20 protein-coding genes are annotated in these 26,350 nt (G+C 73.2%); 11 read left to right on the top strand and 9 right to left on the bottom strand.

What is annotated here, in order from left to right; all coding sequences use genetic code 11:
- Positions 1 to 84: 84 nt before the first annotated feature.
- Positions 85 to 1,203, bottom strand: a complete 1,119-nt coding sequence (locus Actkin_RS22205; RefSeq protein ID WP_258904133.1) for a hypothetical protein — start codon at positions 1,201 to 1,203, stop codon at positions 85 to 87.
- Positions 1,204 to 1,494: 291 nt separating this feature from the next.
- Here Actkin_RS22205 and Actkin_RS22200 point away from each other — a divergent pair, with 291 nt between their 5' ends.
- The 4 genes from Actkin_RS22200 (at position 1,495) to Actkin_RS22185 (ending at position 6,430) form a co-directional block, all read left to right on the top strand.
- Positions 1,495 to 2,301 (top strand): class I SAM-dependent methyltransferase, encoded by an 807-nt coding sequence (locus tag Actkin_RS22200; protein ID WP_258904131.1) that lies wholly within the window; start codon positions 1,495 to 1,497, stop codon positions 2,299 to 2,301.
- Positions 2,302 to 2,328: 27 nt separating this feature from the next.
- Positions 2,329 to 2,928 (top strand): TetR/AcrR family transcriptional regulator, encoded by a 600-nt coding sequence (locus Actkin_RS22195; RefSeq protein ID WP_258904130.1) that lies wholly within the window; start codon positions 2,329 to 2,331, stop codon positions 2,926 to 2,928.
- A gap of 29 nt (positions 2,929 to 2,957) precedes the next feature.
- Positions 2,958 to 5,201 carry an ATP-binding protein gene (locus Actkin_RS22190; protein WP_258904129.1) on the top strand — a complete coding sequence of 748 codons (2,244 nt, stop codon included), beginning with the start codon at positions 2,958 to 2,960 and terminating at the stop codon, positions 5,199 to 5,201.
- A 74-nt stretch (positions 5,202 to 5,275) separates the two neighbouring features.
- Positions 5,276 to 6,430, top strand: a complete 1,155-nt coding sequence (locus Actkin_RS22185; RefSeq protein WP_189211332.1) for an AI-2E family transporter — start codon at positions 5,276 to 5,278, stop codon at positions 6,428 to 6,430.
- Here the strand turns inward: Actkin_RS22185 and Actkin_RS22180 are convergent.
- Complete coding sequence (locus tag Actkin_RS22180; protein WP_396123003.1) at positions 6,410 to 7,870, bottom strand: MFS transporter; 1,461 nt, start codon at positions 7,868 to 7,870, stop codon at positions 6,410 to 6,412. The genes Actkin_RS22185 and Actkin_RS22180 overlap by 21 nt on opposite strands.
- Positions 7,871 to 7,935: 65 nt before the next feature.
- Here Actkin_RS22180 and Actkin_RS22175 point away from each other — a divergent pair, with 65 nt between their 5' ends.
- The 4 genes from Actkin_RS22175 (at position 7,936) to Actkin_RS22160 (ending at position 14,439) form a co-directional block, all read left to right on the top strand.
- On the top strand, positions 7,936 to 10,998 hold the full coding sequence (locus Actkin_RS22175; RefSeq protein ID WP_258904127.1) for an AfsR/SARP family transcriptional regulator: 3,063 nt from the start codon (positions 7,936 to 7,938) through the stop codon (positions 10,996 to 10,998).
- Positions 10,999 to 11,082: 84 nt separating this feature from the next.
- On the top strand, positions 11,083 to 12,471 hold the full coding sequence (locus Actkin_RS22170) for an amidohydrolase family protein (RefSeq protein ID WP_258904126.1): 1,389 nt from the start codon (positions 11,083 to 11,085) through the stop codon (positions 12,469 to 12,471).
- Between the two features lie 729 nt (positions 12,472 to 13,200).
- On the top strand, positions 13,201 to 13,668 hold the full coding sequence (locus Actkin_RS22165; RefSeq protein ID WP_308425892.1) for an SRPBCC family protein: 468 nt from the start codon (positions 13,201 to 13,203) through the stop codon (positions 13,666 to 13,668).
- A 9-nt stretch (positions 13,669 to 13,677) separates the two neighbouring features.
- On the top strand, positions 13,678 to 14,439 hold the full coding sequence (locus Actkin_RS22160) for an SDR family NAD(P)-dependent oxidoreductase (RefSeq protein WP_229786971.1): 762 nt from the start codon (positions 13,678 to 13,680) through the stop codon (positions 14,437 to 14,439).
- Between the two features lie 33 nt (positions 14,440 to 14,472).
- On the opposite strand, the gene Actkin_RS22155 is transcribed toward Actkin_RS22160, so the two are convergent.
- Positions 14,473 to 16,053, bottom strand: a complete 1,581-nt coding sequence (locus Actkin_RS22155) for a phytoene desaturase family protein (protein ID WP_258904125.1) — start codon at positions 16,051 to 16,053, stop codon at positions 14,473 to 14,475.
- A 6-nt stretch (positions 16,054 to 16,059) separates the two neighbouring features.
- Complete coding sequence (locus Actkin_RS22150) at positions 16,060 to 16,530, bottom strand: YflT domain-containing protein (protein ID WP_189211327.1); 471 nt, start codon at positions 16,528 to 16,530, stop codon at positions 16,060 to 16,062.
- A gap of 195 nt (positions 16,531 to 16,725) precedes the next feature.
- On the opposite strand from Actkin_RS22150, the gene Actkin_RS22145 reads away from it, so the two are divergent.
- From Actkin_RS22145 to Actkin_RS22135, 3 genes are all read left to right on the top strand, one after another.
- Positions 16,726 to 17,673, top strand: coding sequence for a LysR family transcriptional regulator (locus Actkin_RS22145; RefSeq protein ID WP_189211326.1), 948 nt, complete (start codon positions 16,726 to 16,728; stop codon positions 17,671 to 17,673).
- 37 nt (positions 17,674 to 17,710) lie between these two features.
- Positions 17,711 to 20,770 (top strand): ATP-binding protein, encoded by a 3,060-nt coding sequence (locus Actkin_RS22140; protein ID WP_258904124.1) that lies wholly within the window; start codon positions 17,711 to 17,713, stop codon positions 20,768 to 20,770.
- 101 nt (positions 20,771 to 20,871) lie between these two features.
- Positions 20,872 to 21,228, top strand: a complete 357-nt coding sequence (locus Actkin_RS22135; protein WP_189211324.1) for an STAS domain-containing protein — start codon at positions 20,872 to 20,874, stop codon at positions 21,226 to 21,228.
- Between the two features lie 7 nt (positions 21,229 to 21,235).
- Here Actkin_RS22135 and Actkin_RS22130 read toward each other — a convergent pair whose 3' ends face one another.
- From Actkin_RS22130 to Actkin_RS22110, 5 genes are all read right to left on the bottom strand, one after another.
- Complete coding sequence (locus Actkin_RS22130; protein ID WP_258904123.1) at positions 21,236 to 22,270, bottom strand: winged helix DNA-binding domain-containing protein; 1,035 nt, start codon at positions 22,268 to 22,270, stop codon at positions 21,236 to 21,238.
- Positions 22,271 to 22,301: 31 nt separating this feature from the next.
- Positions 22,302 to 23,063 carry a hypothetical protein gene (locus Actkin_RS22125; protein WP_258904122.1) on the bottom strand — a complete coding sequence of 254 codons (762 nt, stop codon included), beginning with the start codon at positions 23,061 to 23,063 and terminating at the stop codon, positions 22,302 to 22,304.
- Between the two features lie 97 nt (positions 23,064 to 23,160).
- The gene (locus Actkin_RS22120) at positions 23,161 to 23,934 is read right to left on the bottom strand and encodes a hypothetical protein (protein WP_258904121.1); all 774 of its coding nucleotides are present in this window, start codon (positions 23,932 to 23,934) and stop codon (positions 23,161 to 23,163) included.
- A gap of 87 nt (positions 23,935 to 24,021) precedes the next feature.
- On the bottom strand, positions 24,022 to 24,666 hold the full coding sequence (locus Actkin_RS22115) for a response regulator transcription factor (RefSeq protein WP_189211321.1): 645 nt from the start codon (positions 24,664 to 24,666) through the stop codon (positions 24,022 to 24,024).
- A complete protein-coding gene (locus tag Actkin_RS22110) occupies positions 24,657 to 25,808 on the bottom strand; it encodes a sensor histidine kinase (protein ID WP_258904120.1) in 1,152 nt (383 codons plus the stop codon). Before Actkin_RS22110 ends, Actkin_RS22115 begins: the two co-directional genes overlap by 10 nt.
- Between the last annotated feature and the right edge of the window lie 542 nt (positions 25,809 to 26,350).

The following is a 26,350-nucleotide window of genomic DNA, read 5'->3' as shown; positions in this document are numbered from 1 at the left end:
TCGCCGAGCCGTTGGTCATCCTCGACTCCTCGGGCGCGCGGCGGCCCGGCGGTCCGACCGCCGGGCCGCGCGTGGTGTGCCGGGTCAGTCCTCGGCGACGAACGCGATCATGATCGACATCGCGTGCGGGTCGGCGTAGTGCGTGTGGTAGACGCTGTGGATCTCCACGTTGTCGCCCTTGTCGATGCGCCCGAGGTCCGGTTCGAGACAGCGGCTCATCTGCTCGATGTGGCCCTGGTACTCCGGTGTCAGCTCATAGGCGGCGCGGGACTCGCAGATGTCCTCGCCCGTGGTCAGGTTCCGCAGGGTGATGGACTCGCCGCCGTCGTGCAGGTGCCCGCCCGCGCCGACGACGGTGCCCTCGATGGACGACGTCCACTGCCACTTGGTGTGCGACTCGCCCTCGGGGACCGGGTGCTCGGAGATCCCGCAGTTGTCCGCGTCCAGCCAGACCGGGGTCACCTCGCGCATCCCCGCGGTGTTGGCGGGCACGTGCTGGTAGGTGACGGTGAAGTACACCTTGTGCTCCACCTGGTCCATGTTCATGAACTCGAGCATCGCGTAGGTCAGCGGGAGCCAGCCGTACTTGACGCCGAAGCCCTCGGGCAGCGTGCCGCCGGTGCGCTCGTTGCCGGAGGCGAAGATGCGCTGCCCGGCGAAGCCCGGCCACCCGGTGGGGCAGGTGATGTCGTGTTTGGACCGGTCGAAGAACACGGCGTGGTGCAGCATCGTCCCGGTGTGGTAGTTCGCCACCGAACCGTCGAGATTGGTCATTCCCGGCTGCACGCCGATGACGTAGCAGTTGTGGCACGGCGGAAGCAGCAGCGCCAGCGCGCGGGTGTGGGTGCCGTGGTGCGGCTCGTGCGGACCGTGCATCGGGCCGACGTCACCGCTGTGCGGGTGGTCCGGCGGCGTGCCCGGCGGGTGCTCGTGGCCGTCCTCGTGCGGCTTCAGGGTGAACGGGCCCAGCCGGGTGACGGTCTCGGTGACGCCGTTGGCCAGCTTCCGCTCGGCGATCTTCCGCGTGCCGACCGGCGTGAGCGGGAAGTCGCCCGCCGACATCGCGGGCGACGCCGTGGGCGTCTGGACGGCGGCCTCGTCGGCCTGGGCGCTGAACGCCCCCGACACGGCGATCGGGACCAGCACCGCCAGCGCCGCCGCGACCACGGCGCCCTTGCGTGATCGCCAGATTCTTGTTCGCACCCCTGTTCTCCTTTCAAAGAACGGATGCCAGCGAAATTAACGGCTGTTTTACGGCCGAATCAAGGGTGGCGGAAAACATTACGGCCGGACTGTCCGGCGGTGACGGGGAGCGCTGCCGAAAGCCGTTCGTCCGGGAAACAACCGACCGATTTCATAATTCCCGTTATATAAGGCCGGTGATGAACGGCGGGCCGGAGGTTGTCACCCCGGCGGGGGAGGGCTTGACGATCACCGGCAGGTCGGAGCAGTATGAACGCAAGTTCATGAACGTACGTTCACGAGGAGGACGGGATGCCCGAGGTGGTCAACACCGCGCAGGCGGCGGCGTGGAACGGGTACGAGGGCAGGCATTGGGCCGAACACGCCGACCGCTACGACGCGGTGAACAGCGGTTTCAACCATTACCTGCTCGACCGGGTCGGCGAGGGCGACCGGGTGCTCGACCTGGGCTGCGGAAACGGGCAGCTCACCCGGCTGGCGGCGGGGAAAGCCGCGCACACGGTCGGAATAGACCTCTCGGAACCGATGCTGGCGCGGGCGCGCGAGGGTGCGACCGACGTGCGGTTCATTCAGGGGGATGTGCAGGTCCACCCCTTCGAGACCGGCGCCTTCGATCTCGCGCTCAGCCGGTTCGGCGTGATGTTCTACGCCGACCCGGTGGCCGCGTTCGCCAACGTCCGGCGCGCGCTCGCGCCCGGGGGGAGGCTGGCGTTCCTCTGCATGACCGCGCTCGCAGGCACCGACCTCGGCGCGGTGCTGGGAGCGCTCGTCCCGCACCTGCCGTTCCCGACCGGCGCCGACGGCGCCGGTCCCACCTCGCTCGCCGACCCCGAGCGCGTCCACGCCGTCCTCGGCGCCGCAGGCTTCGTCGACATCGCCTGCGAGCACGTCGAGGCCGACCAGGTGTGGGGCGCCGACGTGGCCGACGCGGCGGCGTTCATGGGCGCGTGGGGGCCGGTCAAGCACCACATGGACCAGGTGACACCGGACGCGGCGGCCCGCGCCCGCGTGGCGCTCGCGGAGGCGTTGACGCGGCACGCGACGTCGGAGGGCGTCCGCATGCGCGGAACCGCATGGCTGGTCACGGCGACCCGATAACCCCGCGACCCGATAGCATCGGAGCCGATGGCACCCAGAAAAGCCGCGGTCCTGCGCCACGACGAGCGGAGTCTGCGCGAGCACCTGATCGCCACGGCCGAGCGGATGATCGCCGCCCAGGGCGCGGCCGGGCTCACCGTCCGGGCGATCGCCCGGGAGGCGGGCGTCGCCGACGGTGTCCTCTACAACCATTTCGCCGACAAGGAGGAACTCCTCGCCGCCGCCCTGCGCGCGCACGTCGACAGCGTCGAGCGGAACCTGCCCGCGCTGCCGGAGCCGGGCACGGGCACCGTCGAGGCCAACCTGCGCGCGCACCTGGACCACGGCCTCGCGCTGCACCGGGCGATCCTGCCCGCGTTCACCGGCCTGATCGGCACGCCCGCCGTTCTCGCCCGCTTCGCCGGACTCGGCGACCAGGACGGGGACTGGCGGAGCAGGCTCGTGGCCTACCTGCGCGCCGAGCGCGAGCTGGGCAGGCTGCCCGGACCCGCCACAGTGGACGCCGCGGCCGCGCTGCTGGTCGGCCTCTGCCACGAGGTGGTTCTGTCCACTATGTTCCCGCACGCCGCCGCGTCCGAGGTGTCCCCGGACGCGGTCGTCACCGCGATACTGCACGGGATCGCCTGATACCTTCGCCGACAGGGAGGTGGCCCGGCGTGGCGACGGCAGGCGGCGGGGTGAAGGCGGAGCGCACCAGCTACGTCGGCCGGGCGCGGGAGATCGCGCAGGCCAGGCGGCTGCTCAACAGGGGCAGGCTGGTGACGCTGACCGGACCCGGGGGAGTGGGCAAGACCCGGCTGGCGCTGCGGGTCGCGCGGTCGGCCCGGTACGCCGACGGCACGGTGTTCGTCGAGCTGGCCGACCTGCGCGATCCGGCCCTGGTGGCGGGCGCGGTCGCGGGCGCGCTCGGGCTGCGCGCGCTGTCGGGCAGGCCCGGGTTGTCGCTGGTCGTCGACCACCTTGCCGACCGCGAGGTCCTGCTGCTGCTGGACAACTGCGAGCACGTGTTGGACGCGTGCGCCGAGCTGGCGGTCGCGGTGCTGGCGGGCTGCCCCCGGGTCGGCGTCCTGGCCACGAGCAGGCAGTCGCTCGGCGCGGAAGGCGAACACGTCCTGTCCGTCCCGCCGCTGTCGGTCCCCGAGGACGTCGACGGCGCTGACGAGAACGAGTCCGTGCGGCTGTTCGCCGACCGCGCGCGGGCCGTCGCGCCCGACTTCGAGGTCACCGACGACAACCGCGCCGACGTCGTCGCCCTGGTCCGGCGGCTGGAGGGCGTGCCGCTGGCCATCGAGCTGGCCGCCGCCCGCGTCCGCGCGCTGACCCCCGCGCAGATCGTCGCCCGGCTCGACCTGCGCATCCTCAGCCGCGACGCGGGCCCGCAGCGGCAGCGGTCGCTGCGGGCCACCATCGACTGGAGCCACGACCTCTGCACCGAGCCCGAACGGCTGGTCTGGCGCAGGGCGTCGGTGTTCAGCGGCTCCTTCGACCTGGAGGCCGCGGAGGCGGTGTGCGGCGGCGACGGGGTCGACCGGGCGGACGTGCTCGATCTCGTGGACGGGTTGCTGGACAAGTCAGTCCTCATTCGTGAAGACCATTCGGGTCTGTTGCGCTACCGGATGCTGGAGACGCTGCGCCAGTACGGTCACGAGAAGCTGGGCGCCGACGCCGACCGGGTGGCCCGCCGTCACCGGGACTGGTACGACCACCTGACGGCGTGCTTCGCCGATCGCTGGCTCACCGCCGAGCAGCTGGCCTGGCTGGACCGGCTGCCCCGCGAGCTGACCAACATCTGGGTGGCGCTGGAGTTCTGCGTCCGCACGCCCGGCGAGGCCGCGGTGGCGGTGCGGATGCTGGACCGCATCCGGCCGTACTGGTCGGTCTTCGGGCACATGAACGAGGTCCGCCACTACGCCTGCCAGGCAGCGGCCCAGCTGACCGAGGACTCCCGCGAGTACCGCGTGGCCGTCTGGATCGAGGGCTTCCTCGCCGCGCTGCGCGGCGACGCCGAACTGGCCGCGAAGGGCCTGTTCCGGGCGGCGGAGCTGGCGACGGCCGCAGCCGACGACGAGCTGAGCGCGGACGTGGCGTTCAGCGCGGGCATGGGGATGTTCCTGGCCGACCACACCGCCCAGGCGATCCCCCTGCTGGAACAGGCGCTCGTGGGATACCGGGCGGCGGGCTTCCCCGAGGGCATCATCAACGCCCTGTGCTTCGGCGGCTTCGCCCACGGCTACAACGGCGACTACGCCGCCGCCCGCGCGCTGCTGGACGAGTGCGTGGCGATGAGCGAGGACGCCGGGGAGATCTACTTCCGCAGCTGGGCGATGTGCGCCCTGGGCTACATCCACCTGGAGGCGGACGACCTCGCCGAGGCGGAGCGCTACGGCAGGCTCGCCGTGCGCCACGGCTCGACCACCGAGGCGTGGTTCATCGTGGCCGCCTCGATCCACATGCTCGCCTGGAACGCGGCCCGCGGCCGGATGTTCGACCGCGCGGTGACCCTGTTCGGCGCGGCGGACGTGATCTGGGCGTCCATCGACCTGCAGGCCCGCTCGTTCCCGATCTGGGTGGCGCGCCTCGACCGGCACGAGGCGCTGACCAAGGAGGCGCTGGGCGCCACGGCCTACGACCGCACGTACTCCCGGGGCCGGGCGATGTCCGTCGCCGCCGCCGTGGACTACGCGCTGGGCAAGCACCGCCCGCCCCCGGAGATCGTCGGCCTGACCCGGCGCGAGCAGGAGATCGCCGAGCTGGTCGCCGAGGGCATGACGAACCGCGAGATCGCCGAACGGCTGTCGATCGCCAGGCGGACCGCGGAGACCCACGTCGGGCACATCCTGACGAAGCTGAACCTGGCCAACCGCGCGCAGCTGGCCGTCTGGGTGACGAGCAGGCGCTGACGCACCGTCCACAGTGGCGATCGGCGTGATCGGCCCGGCTCTGGCAGCATGATCCCCCGAGGAGGTGCTGGTCCATGACCGACCCCGACCGCGCGCGCGTCATCGGCCACGGTGTCGCCTGGATGGCCCGGTGGAGCCTGCGGCTGGTCCTCATCGCCGCGGGCGCGATCCTCGTCTGGATGCTCGTCGCCCGGCTGTGGGTTGCGGTCTTCCCGGTGCTGCTCGCCCTGGTCATCGCCACCGTCCTGTGGCCGCCGGTGCGGTGGCTGCGGGCCAGGGGCGTGAACCCGGGCCTGGCCGCCTCGATCGTCCTGCTCGCGGGCCTGGCCGTCCTCGGCGGGTTCATCACGCTGATCGCGATCACCATCGCCTCCGGCGTACCGCAGATCGCCGAGAGCGCGGGCCAGGCGATCCAGAACCTGCGCGACTGGATGGCCGGGCCGCCGCTCAACCTCGCCGACAGCGAGCTGGACCGCATGATCCAGCAGGGGGTGCAGCAGCTCCAGTCGAGCTTCGGCTCCATCGCCAACAGCCTGATCACCGGCGTCGGGACGGTGACGTCCGGCGTCGTCACCGGGGTGCTGGCGATCATCCTGGCGTTCCTGTTCGTCAAGGACGGGCCGCGGTTCATCCCGTGGCTGCGCGGCGTCGTCGGCGAGCGCGCTGGCGGCCACCTCGCCGCGGTGCTCGACCGGATCTGGGAGACCCTGGGCAGCTTCATCCGCACGCAGGCCGTGGTCAGCCTCATCGACGCGGTCTTCATCGGGCTCGGGCTGGTGATCCTCGGCGTCCCGCTGGCCGTCCCGCTGGCCGCGCTCACCTTCCTCGGCGGCTTCGTCCCGATCGTCGGGGCGTTCGTCGCCGGGGCGCTGGCCGTGCTGGTCGCGCTTGTCAGCAACGGGCTCACGGCCGCGCTCATCGCGCTGGGCATCGTGATCGGCGTGCAGCAGCTGGAGGGCAACGTGCTGCAGCCGATCCTGCAGTCGCGGAGCCTGCGGCTGCACGCCGCCGTCGTCCTGCTCGCGGTCACCGTGGGCGGGAGCGTGTTCGGCATCGCGGGCGCGTTCCTCGCCGTCCCGGTCGCGGCAGCGCTGGCGGTGGTGCTGCGGTACATCGGCGAACAGATCGACGACCGCAGCGCCGAGCCGGGACCGCCTGCCGAGCCGGGACCCTCGGCCAAGCCCGGACCGCCTGCCGAGCCCGGACCGTCAGCCGACCCGGTCCCGTAGCGCGACCAGCGCCACGGCCGCGACGGCCGCGAGCAGGGCGGCCGACACCCACGCGATCGTGACCAGACCCGCGGTGAACGCATCGCCCGCCATCCGCAGGAGCGCGTCGCCCTCGGCCGCGGGCAGCGCCTCGGCGGCGGCGACCGCCTCCGCCAGGGTGTCGGAGCCGCCCGACCCGGCGCGGTAGACGGCGGTGCCGATGCTGCCCAGGGTCGCGATGCCGATCGACACCCCCAGCTCGGTGCTGGTCTCGCTCAGCGCGGACGCCGCGCCCGCCTTGGCCGGGTCCGCCGAGCCCACGACCAGGTCGGTGCCCAGCGCGAACACCGGGCCGATGCCCGAGTAGGCCACCACGAACCCGACGACCACCGTCGTGAGGCCGTCGGCGGCGGTCAGCACCACGAACCCGGCCGAGGACACCACGAGCGCGACGGCCACGACCCGGCCCGCCCCGAACCGCCGGGCCAGCAGCGGCGCGGCCATGGACGCCATGACCAGGACCGTCGCCGCGGGCAGCAGCCACAGGCCCGCCATCAGCGGCGAGAGGCCGACCACCAGTTGCAGGTACTGCGTGATGAACAGGTAGGCGCCGCTGATGGTCGCGGTGGCCACGAGCAGGATCACCAGCGCGGCCCGCACCGCCCGGGCGCCGAACAGGCCCAGGTCCAGCAGCGGGTCGGCCAGGCGGCGCTGCCTGCGCACGAACAGTGCCCCCATGACGAGCCCGACCACGATCGCCGGGACGGCGACCACCGGGTCCGCCAGCTCCTTGATGCCGAAGGTGATCGGCAGCATCGCGGCCAGGGACAGCGCCACGCTGGCCAGGTCCGGCCTGCCCGCGGCGCGGTCGCGGAACTCCGGCAGCAGCACCGGGCCCGCGACCAGCAGCAGGAGCATGATCGGCACGCCGAGCAGGAACACCGAGCCCCACCAGAACGCCGCGAGCAGCGCGCCGCCGACGATCGGGCCGATGGCCACGCCGACGGAGAACATCGTCGCCCAGATGCCGATCGCCACCCCGCGCTGGCCGGGGTCGCGGAACATGTTGCTGATCAGCGCCAGCGTCGAGGGCATGAGCGTCGCGCCCGCGACACCCAGCGCCGTGCGGGCGGCGATCAGCAGCTCGGGGCTGGTCGCGTAGGCCGCGAGCACCGACGCGACGCCGAAGGCCGCCGCCCCGATCAGCAGCAGCCGCCGTCGGCCCACGCGGTCGCCGAGGGTCCCCATGGTGACCAGGAACCCGGCGATCATGAAGCCGTAGATGTCCACGATCCACAGCAGCTGCGACCCGGACGGGCGCAGGTCGGCGCTCAGGTGCGGCACGGCGAGGTGCAGCACGGTGATGTCCAGGGCGAGCAGCAGGGTCGGCAGGGCGAGCACGGCCAGGCCCAGCCACTGGCGCGGGCCCGCCCGCAGTTCGGTCGTCGTCACGGCCGCGATGCTGGACCGCCGCGCGCACGGTCCGCGCACGAACGGCTGTCGGTCGCCGTCGCTACGGTGGGGGCATGCGTTTCGGGGTGCTCGGCCCGCTGGCCGTCTGGACCGCCGACGGGCGAGCGGTGCGGGTCCCCGAGGCGAAGGTGCGCGCGCTGCTCGGCGCCCTGGTGGCGCGTGCTGGCGAGGCCGTCTCCGTCGACCGGCTCGTCGAGGACCTGTGGGGCGACGCGCCGCCGGGCAACCCGGCCAACTCGCTGCAGACCAAGGTGTCGCAGCTGCGCCGCGCGCTGGAGCTGGCCGAGCCGGGCGCGCGCGACCTGCTGACCTACGAACCGGCGGGCTACCGGTTGAGGGTCGACGACCTCGACGCGACCCGCTTCACCGAGCTGGTCGCCCGCGCCGGGTCGGTCGCCGACCCGGGGGAGAAGGCCGCCCTGCTGTCCGACGCCCTGGCGCTGTGGCGCGGCCCCGCGTTCGCCGACGTCGCCGACGCCGACTTCGCCCGCGCCCCGGTCACCCGGCTCACCGAGGCGCGGCTCAGCGCGCTGGAGGACCACGCGCTGGCCAGGCTGGACCTCGGCGAGCACACCGCGCTGGCCGACGACCTCGCCGAGCTGATCGACCAGCACCCGCTGCGGGAGCGGCTGCGCGCGGCGCACCTGCGCGCGCTCTACCGCTCCGGCAGGCAGGGCGAGGCCCTCGACAGCTACGAGGACCTGCGCAAACGGCTCGCCGACGAGCTGGGCGCCGACCCGGGGCCCGAGCTGGTCGCCGTGCACCGGGCCATCCTGAACCACGACCCGGCCCTGGCCCCCGCGCCCCGGCCGAGGACCAACCTGCCCGCGCCCGTCGGCGAGCTGATCGGCCGCGACGCCGACGTGCAAGCCGTGCGCGCCGCGCTGACCAGGGACAGGCTGGTCACGCTCACCGGACCGGGCGGCGTGGGCAAGACCCGCCTCGCGCTCGCCGTCGCGCACGAGCTGTCGTATCCCGACGGCGTGTGGCTGGTGGAGCTGGCCGCGATCCGGCCGTCGCCGGACGCCGCGTCGCCCGCGCCCGCCGAGGCGATCGCCGCTGCGCTCGGGATGCGCGACGAGGGCGGGCGGGCGCGCGAGCCGGTCGAGCACCTGACGGAGGCGCTGCGCGGCCGGGAGCTGCTGCTGGTGCTCGACAACTGCGAGCACGTCGTGGAGTCGGTGGCCAAGCTGGCGTCGGTGCTGCTGCGCGAGGTGCCCGGCCTGCGCGTGCTCGCCACGAGCCGGGAGCCGCTGGCCATCTCAGGAGAGCTGGCCTACGCCGTCGCGCCGCTGTCGGTCGACGACGACGCGGTGCGGCTGTTCCTCGCCCGGTCCGGGCTCACGCTCGACGAGGACAACGCCGCCGCCGTCGCCGCGATCTGCCGGGGCCTCGACGGCATCCCGCTGGCCCTGGAGCTGGCGGCGGCCCGGGTGCGCGCGTTCGGCGTGCACGGCCTGGCCCGCCGCCTGGGCGACCGGTTCCACCTGCTCGGCGGCGGGGGCCGCGACGCCCCGGCCCGCCAGCGCACGCTGCGCGCGGCCATCGACTGGAGCTGGGACCTGCTCACCGACACCGAGCGCACGGTGCTGCGGCGCATCGCGTGGCACGCCGACGGCTGCACCGCCGACAGCGCGGCGGCCGTCACCGGCATGCCGGACGCGCTCGACGTGATCGTGCGGCTGGTCGACCGCTCCTTCCTGGTCGTGGTCGACGACCCGGACGGCACCCGGTACCGCCTGCTGGAGTCCGTCGCGGCGTACGGGCTGGAGCGCCTGCGCGCCGCGGGCGAGGCGGACGAGGTGGCCGCCCGGTACTCGGCGTACTTCACCGAGCTGGCCGAGACCGCCGAGGTGTGCGGCCGCGAGCAGCGCGCCTGGCTGCTGCGGCTGGAGGCCGAGTCCGCCAACCTGGCCCGCGCCTTCGACGACGCCGTCGAGCGCGGCGACGCCGACACCGCCCTGCGCCTGGTCGACGCGCTGGCCTGGTCGTGGTTCCTGCGCGGCAGGCACCGCGTGGCCCACCGCTTCCTCGAGGCCGCCCTGGCCGTGCCCGGCGGGTCCGCGCTCGCCCGCGCCCGCGTCCGCGCCTGGCTGACCGGGTTCGCGGTGCTGCTCGAGGCCGACCGCGACGTCCGGCAGGCGCTCGACGCCCTCGACTCGCCGGACGACCGCGCGCAGATGGCGCTGTTCCTGTCGTATGTGCACGTGCTCCTCGGCGACGCGGCGACCGGGGCCGCGCTGCTGGACGGGGTGGAGCCGGACGACGACTGGAACCGCGCCCTCCTGCTGGCCGCGCGGGCCTCCGTCGCCCTGCTCCGCAGCGACCTCCCGGCAGCCGAGCGCGACGCGCTGGCCGCGCACGAGCTGTTCGCCGCCCACGGCGACGGCTGGGGCAGGCTGCGGGCGCTGGAGAGCCTGGCCGTGCTCGCCCAGATCCGCGGCGACTACCCGACCGCCGCCCGCCTGCACCGGGAATCCACGCGGATCGCCGAGGACCTGCGGCTGTGGAACGACGTCGCGTACCACCTGTCCGGCCAGGGCCGGGTCGCCATGCTGACCGGCGACCACGCCACCGCCGTGGAGTTCCACCACCGCGCGATGCGGCTGGCCGTCGAGCAGTCCGACACCTTCGGCGAGGAGTGCGCCGAGGTCGGCCTCGCCCTCGTCGCCCGCAGGACCGGCCGCCTCGACGACGCCGAGCGCCACCTGCTGCGCTGGCTGGACTGGAACCGCTCGCTCGGCTCCGCCTACGGCCTGTCCCTGCTGGAGACCGAACTCGGCTTCGTCGCCGAGCTCCGCGGCGACCCGGCAGAGTCCGCGAAGTGGCACCGCGCCGCGCTCGCCTCCGCGCGCGAGGCGGGCGATCCGCGCTCGGTGGCGTTCGCCGTGGAGGGGCTGGCGGGCGCGTGCTCGATCGGCGGGGAGCCGGTCCGCGCCGCGCGCCTGCTCGGCGCGGCCGCGGCGCTGCGGGAGTCGGTCGACGCGCCGCTGCCCTCGGGCGAACGCGCCGACGTCGACCGGATCGAGGCCCGCCTGCGCTCGGCGCTGGGCGACCGGTTCGCCGTCGAGTACACCCGGGCGGGTGATGTGGACGAGCTGACGGCGGTGGGATGAGAGTTATCCACAGGCGCTCGTGAGACCGGCGCCCGGTCGGTCTCGACGCGATACCCTCGAAGGGAGACCTTGGGGGGTAATGACATGCGGCGTTTTCGTGCGCTGAATCTGTTCGTGGTGACGTGCGCGCTGTTGCTCGGCGTCACCGTGCTGGTGGGCGGGCCCGCGGGCTCCGGCGGCGGCCGGGTGGTGATCCGCGATGCCGCCCTCGTGCTCACCATGGACCCGGCCGTGGGCTCGGGACCGCTGGGGATGCTGGAGAACGCCGACGTCGTGCTGGCGGGGTCGCGGATCGAGGCCGTCGGGGTCGACCTGGCGGTCGAGCGCGGGGCGCGGGTGGTCGACGGGCGGGGGCGGATCGTCCTGCCCGGGTTCGTCGACCTGCACACGCACGCCTGGCAGTCGCTGATCCGGGGCTGCGCCACCGATCAGGAGCTCAACGGGTGGCTCGCCGACTGTGTGCTGCCGCTCTACGGCGCGCCCATCACCGGGGCCGACGCGTACGCCGGGGCCAGACTGTCCACGTTGGACTCGATCAGCGCGGGCATCACGACGATGACCGACTGGTCGCACGCGTTCAACGCCGACTTCGCCCTCGGCAACCTGCGCGCGCTCGACGAGTCCGGGATGCGGTACGTCTACGTGTACGGAGCCAACGCCGACCCGGCGACGCTGGAGGAGATCCGGCGGGTCAAGCGCGAGGTCATCGAGAAGGACCCGTTGGCGTCCCTGCAGATCGGCTCGCACCCGACCACCGAGAACTACCCGAACCTGGCCGCCTCCGAGCAACTGGCCCGCGAGCTGGGCGTCCCGCTGAACATCCACCTGCACGAGTCCAAGGCCGACCCGGCCACCGGCCAGCTGGAGGCGTTGCGGCGGGCGGGCGCGCTGCGGCCGGGGCTGATCGCCAACCACGCCATCCACCTCACCGACGCCGAACTCGACGAGCTGGCGGCGGCCGGGGTCCGGGTCGCCCACAACCCGCTGTCCAACATGCGGTTGGCGTCCGGCGTCATCCGCCTGCCGGACATGGAGGCCCGCGGCATCGCGGTCGGGCTCGGCCTCGACGGCGGCACCAACGACACCACCGACATGTTCAACGTCATGCGCACCGCCGTCGGCCTCCAGCGCGCCACCGCCGCCGACCCGACCCGCTACCCCCGCCCCGAGGACGCCCTCCGCATGGCCACACTCGGCGGCGCGGAGGCACTGGGCCTGGCCGACGAGATCGGCTCACTGACGCCGGGCAAGCGAGCGGACCTGCTGGTCGTCGACCCCCACATGCTCAACTTCGCCCCCCGCGGCGACTGGATCAGCCAGTTGGTCTTCAACGGCCAACCCACCAACGTCAAATGGGTCTTCGTCAACGGCGACGCCCTCAAGCGCAACGGCACCCTCACCGCCGACACCCACCAAGTCATCGAAAACGCCCAACACGCCGCCGACCACGTACAGGAACTACTCGACCGCTGACCCCACCCAACGCCCGGACACCCCGCCTACCGCCCGAACACCCCGCCGCAGCGTGCCCCCGGCTGACGGCCGCTGACCGGCCGAGCACCCTGGTCGCCGCCGTCACTCCGGCCACCCGCCGGTTCGTGATGGTGCCCAGCCCGCCGCCAACCAGATGCGGGAGCTGCTCGACTCGCTGCCCCGCAGGCCGCCGCCCGGGCGCTCCACTGCGGCGGCGTGCCTGGGCGCCCGACACGACCATGCCGCTGCCCACGATCACGCGGGCACCGTTCTCCACCGCGGCCAGTTCAGGCGCGGCCAGTTCGGGCACGGCCGGGTCGAGCAGCGCCGGGCCGAACCGCCTGGCTGGCCTGGGCGTCGTCCCTGTAGGCAACCCGGGCTGGCGTCGGAGGTGATCGCCTGCCCACGGGCGGCCGTCACGGTAACGAACTCCACGGCCCATCGGCCCCACCATCCACGACCCCGCCGACCACGACCCCCGCCGGCTGCGATCTCTGCTGGCCGCGTTCTCTGCCGGCCGCGTCCCTTGCCAGCCGCGGTCCCTGCCGACCACGTCCCCCTGCTGGCCGCGATCCCCGCCAGCCACACCTCACCAGCCTCGACCCCGCGTCTTGCCCACCGCCCTAGACGTGATCCGCCTCGCCACGTCTACGCCGGGGCTACGTCCACGCCCCAGCCCGGACTGACCTTGCGGCACCACTTCGGCACCCGCCTCGGCCTGGCGGGTGTATGCGGGCCCGTGCGGGGTACCCCGCCGCCATGGCGGCTGTGAGCAAGGAAATTCCGGTGCCCATCGACCGCGTCTGGGCCGTGTTGGCCGATGGCTGGACCTACGCGAGCTGGGTTGTGGGGGCCTCCCACATCCGGCGGGTGGACTCGACGTGGCCCGCGGAGGGGTCGGGTATCCACCACAGCGTGGGTCTCTGGCCGCTGGTCATCAACGACGTCACCCGGGTTCGCGCGGTCCGGCCCGGGGAGATGGTGGAGCTGGACGCGCGGTTGTGGCCGGTCGGCGCGGCCACCGTGCGGCTGGAGTTGTTTCCCACGGCCACGGGCACCCGCGTCGTGATGACCGAGAACGCGCGCAGCGGGCCCGCCGCCGCGCTGCCGGAGCGGGCGCAGGATCTCATGCTCGTGCCCAGGAACAAGGAATCGCTCGAGCGGCTGTGCGCCCTGGCCGCCCGCAAGACCGACTGAGGAGAACCAATGCCCCTGGCCATGGTGACCGGCGCGTCCTCCGGGATCGGCCTCGAACTCTCCCGGGAGTTCGCCGAGCACGGCTTCGACGTCGTGATGGTCGCCGAGGAGGCGGCCATCCACACCGCGGCGGCCGAGATCGGCCCCAAGGCGCGGCCGCTGCAACTCGACCTGACCGACCCGGCCGCGGTGGAGGAGCTGATCGACCAGGTCGGCATCCCGGACGCCGTGGCCATCAACGCGGGCACCGGCGTCGGCGGCGCGTTCGTGCACGAGACGACCCTGGAGGACCAGCTCGCCACGGTCGACCTCAACATCCGTTCCGCCGTGCACCTGGCCAAACGCGTCCTCCCCGGCATGGTCGACCGCAAGAGCGGCCGGGTCATGATCACCTCCTCCATCGCCTCGGCCATGCCCGGCCCGTACCAGGCGGTCTACAACGCCTCCAAGGCGTTCCTGCGCTCCTTCGCCCAAGGCGTGCGCCAAGAGCTGAAAGGCACCGGCGTCACGATCACCACCCTGATGCCCGGCCTCACCGAGACCCGGTTCTTCGAGCGCGCGGGCATGCTGGACACCAAGCTCGGCGCGACCTCCCTCAAGGGCTCGGCGACCACCGTCGCCCACGAGGGCTTCGAGGCGCTGATGAAGGGCCGCAGCAGCGTGATCCCCGGCACCATCATCAACCGCTTGCAGACCCTCGGCAGCCGCCTGCTCCCCGACAGGGTCCTGGCCGCGGTTCACGGCAAGCTGTCGAAGCCCGGCACCGCCTGACCCGAGCCGCGGCGGTGATGGCAGGAGAATCCGCTAGTCCAACACCCGGTGCAGGCCGTGGATGAGGGCGCGGTAGGCCGGGCCGTACCAGCCGTTCGCGGCGAGGGCGGCCCGGGCGGCGTTGGCGCCCGCTGCGCCGTGGACCCCGCCGCCGGGGTGGGCGGACGCGCCTGCCAGGTACAGCCCGTCGATGACCGTGTCCGCCCGGCCCAGGCCCGGGGTGGGGCGGAAGACCAACTGCTGGTGGATGCTCGCCGTGCCCGCGTTGATCGCGCCGTCGACCAGCGACTGGTTGCCGCGCTGCAGGTCCGCCGGTCCCGCGACCGCGCGGCCGATGACGAGGTCGGCGAAGCCGGGGGCGTGGCGGTCGATGATCGCCTCGATCTCCGCCGCCCACGCGGCGAGTCGGGGGCGGGTCCACTCGCCGCCCCGGGGAACGTGGGTGTAGAGCCAGGCGGACTCGGTGCCCGCGGGGGAGCGGGTGGGGTCGGCCGTGGTCATCTGGCCCAGCAGCAGGAACGGCTGCTCCGGGACACGGCCGCGGGCGAGGTCCGCGTTCACCGAGATGAACCCGTCGAGGTCGACGCCCAGGTGCACGGTGCCAGCCCGGCCCGCATCCCCGGCCTTCCACGGGATGGGCCCGGACAGGGCCCAGTCGATCTTGATCGTCGCGTCGTCCCAGTCGAACCGGCTCAGGTCGTCGCGGAGCCGGGTGGGCAGCCGGTTCGCCCCGACCAGGTCGAGGTACAGGGTGGGCGCGGGGACGTCGGCCAGCACAGCCCTGCTCGCACGCACCGGCTCGCCCGCGATGACCCCGAGCGCGCGCCCGCCGCGCACGACCACCTCGGTCACCGGCCTGCCGCACTCGACCCGTCCGCCCCGAGCGCGCAGTCGTGAGACCAGGGCGTCGGTGATGGCGCTCGCCCCGCCCTCGGGCACCGGGAACCCCACGTCCTGGCCCAGCATGGCGAGCAGCCACCCGAACAGCGCGCTGCCCGCCGCCGTCGGGCCCAGGTCGGTGTGCAGCGCGTTGCCCGCCAGCAGCGCCCGCGCGCCCTCGCCTGCGAACCGCTCCTCGCCGAAGCGCCGCACCGGCTGCGTCGCCACCCTGGCCGCCCGCAGCGCGGCGCCGAGGCCGGACCGGCGGACCAGCCGGACCCCCGCTCGGACCGGGGGGAACGGGCGCAGCAGCGCGGCCAGCAGGTCGTCGCGGATCTCCCGGAACACCGCGTACTCCCGGCGCCACGCGTCCCCGTCGCCCGGGGCGAAGCGCGACAGCGACTCGGCGGTCACGTCGACGTCCCGCGACAGCAGCGCCACCCGGTCGTCCGGGAACACGTGCGCGAGCACCTCGGGCGCGTGCCGCCAGCGCAGCCCGTGCTCCTCCAGCCGCAGGTCGGCGAGGACGGGCGAGGCGACGCCGAGGGGGTAGAAGGCGCTGTAGAGGTCGTGTCGGAAGCCGGGGACCGTGAGCTCCGCGGTGCGCACGGCGCCGCCGGGGGTGTCCTGGCCCTCCAGGACCAGGACGTCCCACCCGGCGTCGGCCAGCACGTTCGCCGCGACCAGCCCGTTGGGGCCGCTGCCGATCACCACGGCGTCATGGGGTGAGCCCATAGGGGATTACCGGCGCATGCCCGCCAGCAGCTGACCGGCCTGCTCGGCATAAGGCGCGTCGACGAGGACGTCGTAACTGTCCGCCCGCATGCCCGACACCGACGAGAAGTCGCGGTTGCCGCCGCCCATCGCGTGCGTGAGCAGGCCGAAGACGCCGCCGAGGATCGCTCCCAGGATGGCGCCGTACAGGGCGAGCAGCAGTCCGGAGATCAGCGGGTTGATCCAGTTGAACATGCCGAACAGCCACCCGAACACCGCACCCAGCACCGCGCCGGAGATGGCGGACTGCCCCGCCGACTTCCACAGCGTCAGCCTGCCGGTGACCTGCTCGAACGTGCTGAGGCCCCGGCCGACGATGGCCGCGTGCTCGACCGGGAAGCGCTGGTCGGACAGGTGGTCGACGGCGCGCTCGGCCTCGGCGTAGCTGGCGTACGAACCCACGACGAGCTGGGCTTTCTCGGATTGGAACTGCGTCACGGCCACTCCTTTGTCGTAGTCCGTCACGCGATGAGTGCCCCGGCCGGGTCAGGCTCAATCACCCGGCCGGGAAGATTCATCCGGCCGTGCGTGGGTACGCGCTGGTGGTCCTTTGAGGACTCATCGAGAATCTCGATCGTCGAGAGGGTGGGCAAATTGATCAACAACCCTTGCCCCCGTGCGTAGCATGAGCGCGTGGAACTCGAGGTGCGGCACCTCCGGGCGCTGGTGACGGTCGCCGACGAGGGCAGCATCACCAAGGCCGCTGCCGTGCTCGGCCTCGCCCAGCCGTCGCTGACCGCGCAGGTGCAGCGCATCGAGCGCGCCATCGGCGAGAAGGTCTTCGAGCGCGGCCGCACGGGCGTGGTGACCACGTCGTTCGGCCGGGGCCTGCTGGCCAGGGCCCGCGCGGTGCTCCGCGAGATGGACGACCTGATGGTCATCTCCACCCGCTCGACGCGGCGGGAGATCGTCCTCGGCGACGTCGGCCTGCTGCTGTCGGAGATCGTGCCCCGGCTGGAGGAGGTGTTCGCCGCCGACCGCGGCTACACCGTCCGGGCCCACATCGACACCGCCCCGGACGCGCTGGTCACGATGCTGCGCGCGGGCAGCCTGGACGCCGCGCTCATCAGCGACGTGATCGGCTTCGAGAGCGTCGAGGTGCACAACCTCCGCATGGAGACGGTCGTCCCGCTGGAACCGGCCTTCGTCGCCCTGTGGGACCGCCACCCGCTCGCCGACCGGGAGGCCATCGACCTCGCCGACCTCGCGGGCGAGTCGTGGATTGTCAACCCGCACGACAACCCCGGCTGGCTGGCCGCGCTCCGCTCCGCCTGCCGCGAGCTGGGGTTCGAGCCGCGCATCGGCTACCAGTCCACCCACAACGCCGGCGCGCGCGAGTTCGTCGGCACCGGCAAGTGCGTCGCCATCGCCGACCCGCTGTCGGTGGAGAACCGGGGCGTCGTCTTCCGCCCGCTGGTCGGCGACCCGGTGCGCGGACGCATCGATCTGGCCTGGACCGACCAGTGCCCGGTCCCGGTGCAGATCCTGCGCCGCGTTGTCGTCGACGCCTACCGGACGATGGTCGACCGCATCCCCGCGTACCGAAACTGGTGGTCACGACGGGGGATGGTCCCCGCTTGATGAGCGATCGCGGTCCCCCGTGGTCGAGAATGCGGACATGAAGGCAGCCGGGTGGGCAGCGGGTGTGCTCGACGCGGGCGGCGAGATGGGCGCGCTCGTCGGCGCGTTCGACTGGGCGGCGACCCCGCTCGGGCCCATGGACGACTGGCCGCAGAGCCTGCGCACCGCCGTCAGCGTCTGCTTGACCTCCCGGTTCCCCATCCTGCTCTGGTGGGGCCCGGAGCTGGTCATGATCTACAACGACGCCTACCGGCCGATCCTCGGCGCCTCCAAGCACCCGGTCGCGCTCGGCGCGCCCGGCCGGGCGATCTGGCCGGAGATCTGGGACGTCATCGGCCCCATGCTGCGCGGGGTCATGGCGGGCGAGGGCGCCACCTGGTCCGACGACCAGCTCCTGCTGCTCGACCGCAACGGCTTCCTGGAGGAGTGCTACTTCACCTTCTCCTACAGCCCCATAGTCGACGAGTCGGGCGCGACCGGCGGGGTGTTCTGCGCGGTCACCGAGACCACCGAGAAGCTGGTCGGCGCCCGGCGGCTGGCCACGCTCGGCAGGCTCGCGGCCGGTCTGGTGGACACCGTCAGCCCGGAGCAGGCGTGCGCGCGGGCGGTGGACGTGCTCACCGCCAACCGCGACGACGTGCCGTTCGCCGAGGTCAGGCTGGGCGGTGAGCGGATCAGGGCGGGCGAGGCGCGCGACACCGACGGCCTCGACGTCGCCGTCGGGCGGCACGGCCGGACCGTCGCGCCCGGGTACTACGCCGCCCCGGTGATCGAGCCGGGGGCGACCGAGCCCACCGCCGTGCTGGTCTTCGGGGTGAGCGACCGCAGACCCTTCGACGACGGCTACCGCTCGTTCCTCGACCTCAGCGCCGGGCACCTGGCCACGGCCATCAGCGGCGCCCGCGCCTACGTCGCCCAGCAGCGCCGCGCGCAGGCCCTCGCCGAGCTCGACGCTGCCAAGACCACGTTCTTCTCCAACATCAGCCACGAGCTGCGCACCCCGCTCACCCTGATCCTCGGCCCGGTCGCCGACGCGCTCGACGAGCCGCTGCCCGAGCGCCAGCGCAGCAGGCTCGAACTGATCGCGCGCAGCGCGGGACGGCTGCGCAAGCTGGTCAACGGGATGCTCGACTTCGCCAGGATCGAGGCGGGCAGGCTGGTCCCCGAGCCCGCCCCGGTCGACCTCGCCCGCGCCACGACCGCCCTGGCCCACGTCTTCGCCCCCGCCGTCGAGCGGGCCGGGCTCACCCTGGTCGTCGACGCGCCCCGGCTGCCCCGGCTGTCCTATCTGGACCGCGAGATGTGGGACCGGGTCGTGCTCAACCTGCTGTCCAACGCGGTCAAGTACACCCTGGACGGCGAGATCCGCGTCGAGCTCCGCGACGTCGGCGACGCCGCGGAGCTGCGGGTGCGCGACACCGGGGTCGGCATCCCCGCCGACGAGGTGCCCCGGCTGTTCGAGCGGTTCCACCGCGTGCGCGGCGTCGAGGGCCGCACGCACGAGGGCAGCGGCATCGGCCTGGCGATGGTGGCCGAACTGCTGCGCCTGCTCGACGGGACCGTCGAGGTCGAGTCCACCGTGGGCGAGGGGACGACGTTCACCGTCCGCGTGCCGTACGGGCGGCCGAGCGCGGGCGTGTCCGGCGCCCGGCCCGGCGGGCACGCCGAGGTCGTCACGCCGTACGTGGAGGAGGCGCTGTCGTGGACGGCGCCGCTGGACCGCCAGGACGAGCACCGCTTCTCCGACCGGCCCCGGCTGCTGGTCGCCGAGGACAACCGCGACCTGCGCGACTACCTGCGCGACCTGCTCGAACCGCACTACGCCGTCGAGGACGTCGCCGACGGCGCGGAGGCGCTGGTCCGGCTGCGCGCGCAGCGGCCGGACATGGTGCTCGCCGACGTGATGATGCCGCGGCTGGACGGCTTCGGCCTGCTCGCCGCCATCCGCGCCGACCCGGACCTGCGCGACCTGCCGGTGGTGCTGCTCTCCGCGCGTGCCGGGGAGGAGGCCGCCGCGGAGGGCTTCGCCGCGGGCGCGGACGACTACCTGGTCAAGCCGTTCTCCCCGGTGGACCTGCGCACCCGGCTGCGGGCCAACCTCGACCGCGCCGCCGCCCGCTCCCGCGACGCGGCGTGGCGCGCGGCGATCGTGCACGGCCTGCACGACGGCGTGGCCATCGCGACCGGCTCCGGCGTGGTGATCGAGGTCAACGAGGCGTTCGGCCGCATCACCGGCTACGGCCCGGAGGGCGTGCCCTACACCCAGCCGTACCCGTGGCTGCCCGGGCCGGACGCCGACCCGGCCGAGTGGGCGCTGATTGAGGACGCCGCGCTCGTCGTCCATGACGACCCGGCGGGCCAGGTGGAGCTGCCCCTGCGCCACCGCGACGGCCACACCGTGTGGGTCGCCCTCGCCTGGAGCGCCGTCAAGGCGGGCGACGGCGATACCCTGGTCGTGGGCACCGTCCGCGACATCACCCGCGAGCGCGGCCTGCGCGAGCGCCGCACGGCCGCGGCGGAACTGGCCGCGGTGCTCGCCGCCGCGCCCGGCCCGGCCGAACTGCTCGCGGCCACCATCCACGGCTTCGCCGACGTCTTCGGCGGGACGGTGCTCGTCATCCCGCCGACCCGCCAATGGCCGCCCGACACCGTGATCACCGGCGAGGGCACGACCGGATGGACGGCGCTGCCCGAGGCGGTGCGCGACGGGCTGACCGCCGCCCGCGGCGGCGACCGGACCGACCCGCCGCCCGGCCTGCTGCTCACCGCGGCCGACCACACCGTCTGGGTCCACTTCCCGGCGCCCCGGCCGGTCGGCGCTGACGAACTGCTGCTGGCCCACCTGCTCGCCGACGTCCTGGCCACCGGCATCGACCGCGCGGCCCGCGAGGCCAGCCGGGCGAACACCGAGGAGAACCTGCGCGCGGCGATCGACAGCCACCGGTTCATCGGCCAGGCCGTGGGCATCCTGATGGAGCGGCACCGGCTCACCGCGGCGGCCGCGTTCGAGCGCCTCCGTGCCGCGTCGCAGCGCCGCAACATCAAGCTGCGCGACATCGCCGACCACGTCATCGCCACCGGCGAGGAGGTCTCCTGACGGGTGAGCCTGTTGCCGCTGCCATAGGGCGGGGCCATACTGGCCCGTGGGGGAAGGTCTAACAGCGGGCCTGCACGGACGTCGACGTGAGGGACGCTCTCATGGGAAACGTCAGTAGGTCATGCGTCGCCAGCACGATCGCCGTGGACGTGCTGGGCACGCCGGACCAGCCGCGCGTCCTGGTCACCGGCGACGTCGACGCCCTGACCGTCATCGAACTCGTCGAGGCCCTGGCCGACGCCCTGCGGGCCCGGCCTGCGGCGCTCTGCGTCGACCTGCGGTCCGCGAGCTTCTTCGGCGCGGCCGGGCTGAGCGCGCTGCTCTCGGCCAGGGAGACCGCGTGCGGACAGGACACCCGGTGGCGGGTGCTGATAGCCGACCACTCGATCGTCTGGCGCGTCGTCGACGTGACCGGCTTGGCGGGCGAGCTGAACGCGGTGGTCGCCGACCCCTTCTGAGTGAATCTCAGGTGATGCTCACCCGTCCGTCCGCCTCGGCGAACTCCAGCAGCCGCGCGCCCTCGGCGAGCACGTCGTCGCGCTGCGCCGGGGTCAGCGGGCGGAACACCTCGACGTCGAGCCCGGTCTCGCCGATCCGCCAGATGCCGTGGACGAAGCCGTCCACCAGCAGCGTCGGCTTGCCGCCGATGATGATGCCGCGCCGGTAGTCCTCGTCGGAGATCACGCGGGTGCGGTCGCGGTGGGCCAGCAGCAGGTTGTCGAACTCCGGCAGGAACCGCACCGGCGCGGGCGTGTCGGGGTCCGGCAGCGGCCCGTCGGGGATGTCGAGCAGTTCGCGGCCCGTGTCGTCCACCAGGACGCGCAGGTCGAGGTCGCGGACGACCGCGCGGAGCCGGGTCAGGCCCGACCACGCCTGGATGTCGGCGACCGTCGCGGGCCCGAACGCGGCGAGGTAGCGCGACACCAGGTCGATCGGCTCCTCCGAGGACGGCGGCGCGAGCCCCCACACCGCCCGCCCGCTCTGGCCCCACACCGCGCGCGGCGGGAGCTGGACGAGCGGGACCAGGAACGGGACCGCCGTGCCCAGCGACTCCGCGTCCAGCGACGGCCACCGCGCGCCGAGCAGGTCGCACAGCTCCCGTCGGGTGCGCGGCTTCTCCGCCAGGACCTCCGTGGCGGCCGCGACCAATTCGGCGGGGTCCAGGTCGGTGACCGCGGACTTGAACGGCGACGACGCCAGCCGCCGGAACAGCATCGACCGCACCAGCGGCTGGATGCGGCCGTGGTCGGCGGCGCTGACCAGGTGGATCGTCGCCCGGTAGAGGTGCGACCGCAGCACGGCGCCGGACGAGACCAGGTCGGCCAGCTCGCCTGCCTTGAAGTCGCGCAGCCGCGACCACAGGCCGAAGTACGGCGAGAACGGCTCCTGCGCCTGCATCCCCACCAGGTGCTCCACCGCGGCCAGCGCCGAGATGTCGGACCGCTCCAGCAGCAACTGGCGGTGCAGGGTGGCGCGGTTCAGCGCGCGCGTGGTCAGCATGCGGCGAGCGTAGGGACCACTGCGGACAGGTTCAGTCCGGAAGGAACTGCACGCGCACCGAGTCGTCGTTCGGCACGACGATCGTCCGCCTGCCCGCGCCCTCCCAGTCAGGCGGCACGAGGAACAGCCGCCCGCCCGCCTCGGTGAGCAGCCGCAGACCCTGGCAGCGCACGGTGAACGAGCCGCCGTCGTGGAGCGCGAACTGGTCGACCCCGGCGAGGTCCTCCGGCAGGTAGAGCCGCTGGGTCAGGTCCAGCACGACCATCGGGCGGGTGTGCAGCTCGGCGGCGGCCTCTGCGGCCCGGCCCCGGCCGTAGGCGCCCGCGAAGACGTTGGTCGCCCAGAACAGCCCGATGATCGTCATCCCAGCCAGCCCGACCAGGATCAGCACCTCGTTGACACCACGCGTGTGCCTACCGGGGGAGCGCAGCTCGCGCACGATCCACAGGCCGTAGGCGACCAAGGGGAGACCGAGCCCGTGGCAGATGGGCGTCAGGCCGGGGAACTCGCGTTTGGACAGTTCCACCCACAGCAGACCCACCATGCCGCGCACGAACATCACCAGGCCCAGCAGTCCTGCCGCGACCGCGATGACATATGGGACCGTGCGCCTACCCCGGTGCAGCAACACGATCACCGCCTGGTGCGCGGCCAGCGCCAGCAGCATGAGCACGAGCAGGAAGGCCAGCGGCGGGAACACCACCTCGGTGCCGAGCATCAGCACCTCGGTCGTGGACAGGTCCAGCACCGCGAGGTCGACGCCGAAGTGCTCGTAGCGGGCCAGGGTGGACACGTAGCCGAAGTAGAACAGCAGCGCCGAGGCCAGGGTCGTCGGGGTGGCGACGGCGGCGATGGTCTGCCAGCGGCCGAGCGCCTGCTCCGGGTCCGCCTCAGCCGGTCGCCGTGGGCTCAGCCGTGGTGACCTCGGTCGTCGTGGTCGTCTCGTCGGGGCCGGTCGTGGTCGGCTCCGTCGTCGGGCCCTCGCGGCAGGTTCGGCTGGGGGAGTCATAGTCGTCCTCCGGGCAGGGCGCCGCGGTCAGCTCGATCGTCTGTCCCCAGCTCACCGGCACCGGGTCGGCGGCGGAGGGCCCGGCGGCGGCCACGTCCGGGTCGTCGCACGGGATCCCGCGTGCCGACGGACAGGACGCGGTGAACGTGACCGACAGCGCGCCCGTGCCCGCGCCGGTGGGCACCGCCTGGATCGCGCAGGTGTTCAGGTACCAGTCGGCCTGTGCTGGGAAGGTGTAGCCCGCGCAGTCGGCCTCGAACTCGCCTGCGCACGAGTCGGCGTCGGAGGCGAAGGCGAACGGGCCGCCGAGCGAGACGGACACCGAGACCGCCACCGAGGGGACCTCGGCGGGCGACTCGCCGATCCGGAACACCTTGCACTGCGGGCGGAACTCGCCGTCGAGGTCGGTGAAGAACTCGGGCCAGTCGGCGCTGTCGGTCCGGCCGTCGAGCCGCGGCCCGCCGACCAGGATCGTGCGCTCGTCGGGGCCGCTCCCGCCGCCGCGCCCGGTCTCCGTGGGCTCCTCGGTGTCCACGGCGCCGAACGACGTCGGCTCGGCCCGCCTCGTGTCCTCGGGTTTGCCCACCCCGGCCGTCGAGCCGCAGGCCACGGCGAGCAGAACCACCGGTATCCACGCCAGGTGTCGGGTTCCCATCGGTCACCCCCGATGCGCTGTTCCTGTACCCGAACCATCGCGGGGGGTGTCAAGAGCATGACGGACGTTCACCCGATCAGATGAGAGCTAGTCCCGCAGGTACCGCACGATCGCCAGCACTCGACGGCTGTACGCGGCGGTGTGCACCAGGCCGAGCTTGTCGAAGATGGCGTTGATGTGCTTCTCCACCGAGCTGCGCGACAGCGCCATGGCGTCGGCGATCCCGGTGTTGCTGTGCCCCTGCGCCATCTTCTCCAGCACGTCCCGCTCCCGGTCGGTGAGCCGCGACAGCGGGTCGGTGTGGCTGGTGCGGGCGAGGAGGCGGCGCACCACCTCCGGGTCGAACGCGGCGCCGCCCGCGTGCACCCGGTCGAGCGCGGACAGGAACTCGCCGACGTCCATCACCCGGTCCTTGAGCAGGTAGCCGACCCGCCCGGTCTCGTCGCTGATCAGGTCGGCGGCGTAGCGCTTCTCCACGTACTGCGACAGCACCAGCACGGCGGTCTCCGGCCACCGCCGCCGGATCTCCAGGGCGGCGCGCAGTCCGTCGTCGGTGTGGGTGGGCGGCATCCGGACATCGGTGACGACGACGTCCGGGCGGTGGCGCTCGGCCTCGACCAGGAGCGCGGCGGCGTCCCCGACGGCGGCGACCACGTCGTGGCCCTCGTCGGCCAGCAGCCGCACCAGCCCTTCCCGCAGCAACGTCGAGTCCTCGGCGACGACTATGCGCACGGCAACCTCGCGGTGATCACGGTCGGCCCCGCGGGCGGACTGTCCACAGTGAACACGCCATCCACGGCCGCGACCCGCCGGGCGAGCCCGGACAGCCCGCCGCCGCGCGGATCGGCGCCCCCGGCCCCGTCGTCCGTCACCCGGACGACGATGGCGGCCCCGACCCGCTCCACCGCCAGGTCGATGCGGCTCGCACCCGAGTGCTTCACCGCGTTCGTCACCGCCTCGGAGGCGACGAAGTAGGCGGGCACCTCGACGGCGCTGGGGTACCGCTCGGTGAGCGTGTACCGCAGGTGCACCGGGATCACCGCCATCTCGGCCAGCGACTCCAACGCCACCCGCAACCCATCGGTGTCCAGCGCGATCGGGTACACCCGCCAGGTCACCCCGCGCAGGTCGGTCAGCGCCCGCCCGGCCTCGTCGTGCGCCTGCCGCACCAACTCCGCCGCCCGCCCGGAGTCATCGGTGCGCCGCGCCCGCCCGAGCAACATCCCCAACGCCACGATCCGCTGCTGCACCCCGTCATGCAGATCCCGCTCGATCCGCCTGCGCTCGGCGTCGATCGCCTCGACCACCTCGGCCCGGCTCACGGTCAACTCCGACACCCGCCGCTGCAGCCGCTCCTGCACCGTCGGCCCGAGGAAGTGCCGAGCCAACCGCCGATCCAACTCGACGACCCCCAACATCCCCTGAATGGTGACGAACGCCAGCAGCCCCCCGAAGAGGACGTACGTCACCGGGTCATACCAACTCACCCCCTCCGGCGCGTCGAACTCGATGATGGACCCGCCCCTGGCCAACTGCACCAACATCAACACGGCGTTGACGGCGCCGAAGAGCATCAGCAGCAGCACCCCGAGCCCCAACCCGCCCACCAGCCACCGCACCCCGAGGTACCGCAAGGCCCGCTCGCCGCTGAACTCCCCGGTGAACGCCTGCCCGAAGAACCGGAGGATCCGCCCCCGCTCGAACTCCGCCAGCCCCCGCGCCACCCCGTACACCCACGGCCGCCCCCCGACCGCCATCCCGAGGAGGGCGAGGATCAGGAACACCACCTCACCGACCGCCGCCACCCCACCGACCGCCACCCCCACCACCAGACGCCCCGCCACCCGAACCATCTCACCCGACACCAGCGGCACCCATTCAGTCTAGTTCTCACCCCACGGCAGACCTGTCACTGCCGTGGTCCTGCCACCGCACCAGTTCTCCCGGCGCGCTGGCTCTGTCACTGGGTTGGTCCCTTCCTCCGCTGTTTCTGTCGCCGGGTGGGTACTGTCGCCGGACGGGTTCTGACGTCGGGTCGGTTCTGTCGCTGGGCAGGCTCGCCCGCTGGGCAGGCTCGCCCGCTGGGATGGGCTTGTCACCGAGCTGGCTCTGCCGTCAGGCGGGTTCTGTCGCTGGCGGGTTTGTCGTCCGGCGGGTTCTGTCGTTGGGCTGGTTGTCACCGAACGGGTTTTGTCGCTGGGCTGATTGTCACCGACGGGCTTTGCCGCCGGGCTGGTTCCGCCGCCGGGCTGGTTTCGCCGTCGGGTGGGGTTTGTCGTTGGGCTGGTTCTGTCGCGGGGCGGGTTCTTCCGCCGCGCTGGTTCTGGCGCCCTGGGGACCCGGCGGGGCCGGCGCGTGCATGGCGCTTCATTGGAGTTCCCTGCGTTCTGCGAGGTGAACGCGCCTGTGGAGTTGG

It is taken from the genome of Actinokineospora sp. UTMC 2448 (assembly GCF_024760565.1).
Classification (GTDB): Bacteria; Actinomycetota; Actinomycetes; order Mycobacteriales; family Pseudonocardiaceae; genus Actinokineospora; species Actinokineospora fastidiosa.
This window is presented reverse-complemented; position numbering and strand designations above follow the sequence as displayed.

Coding starts and splice junctions, on each gene's coding strand:
- Actkin_RS22185 (WP_189211332.1), top strand. CDS start 5,276: ATGACCGACCCCGACCGCGCGCGCGTCATCGGCCACGGTGTCGCCTGG.
- Actkin_RS22165 (WP_308425892.1), top strand. CDS start 13,201: ATGCGGGCCCGTGCGGGGTACCCCGCCGCCATGGCGGCTGTGAGCAAG.
- Actkin_RS22120 (WP_258904121.1), bottom strand. CDS start 23,934: ATGGGAACCCGACACCTGGCGTGGATACCGGTGGTTCTGCTCGCCGTG.
- Actkin_RS22155 (WP_258904125.1), bottom strand. CDS start 16,053: ATGGGCTCACCCCATGACGCCGTGGTGATCGGCAGCGGCCCCAACGGG.
- Actkin_RS22170 (WP_258904126.1), top strand. CDS start 11,083: ATGCGGCGTTTTCGTGCGCTGAATCTGTTCGTGGTGACGTGCGCGCTG.
- Actkin_RS22200 (WP_258904131.1), top strand. CDS start 1,495: ATGCCCGAGGTGGTCAACACCGCGCAGGCGGCGGCGTGGAACGGGTAC.
- Actkin_RS22135 (WP_189211324.1), top strand. CDS start 20,872: ATGGGAAACGTCAGTAGGTCATGCGTCGCCAGCACGATCGCCGTGGAC.
- Actkin_RS22140 (WP_258904124.1), top strand. CDS start 17,711: ATGAAGGCAGCCGGGTGGGCAGCGGGTGTGCTCGACGCGGGCGGCGAG.
- Actkin_RS22175 (WP_258904127.1), top strand. CDS start 7,936: ATGCGTTTCGGGGTGCTCGGCCCGCTGGCCGTCTGGACCGCCGACGGG.
- Actkin_RS22160 (WP_229786971.1), top strand. CDS start 13,678: ATGCCCCTGGCCATGGTGACCGGCGCGTCCTCCGGGATCGGCCTCGAA.
- Actkin_RS22130 (WP_258904123.1), bottom strand. CDS start 22,270: ATGCTGACCACGCGCGCGCTGAACCGCGCCACCCTGCACCGCCAGTTG.
- Actkin_RS22195 (WP_258904130.1), top strand. CDS start 2,329: ATGGCACCCAGAAAAGCCGCGGTCCTGCGCCACGACGAGCGGAGTCTG.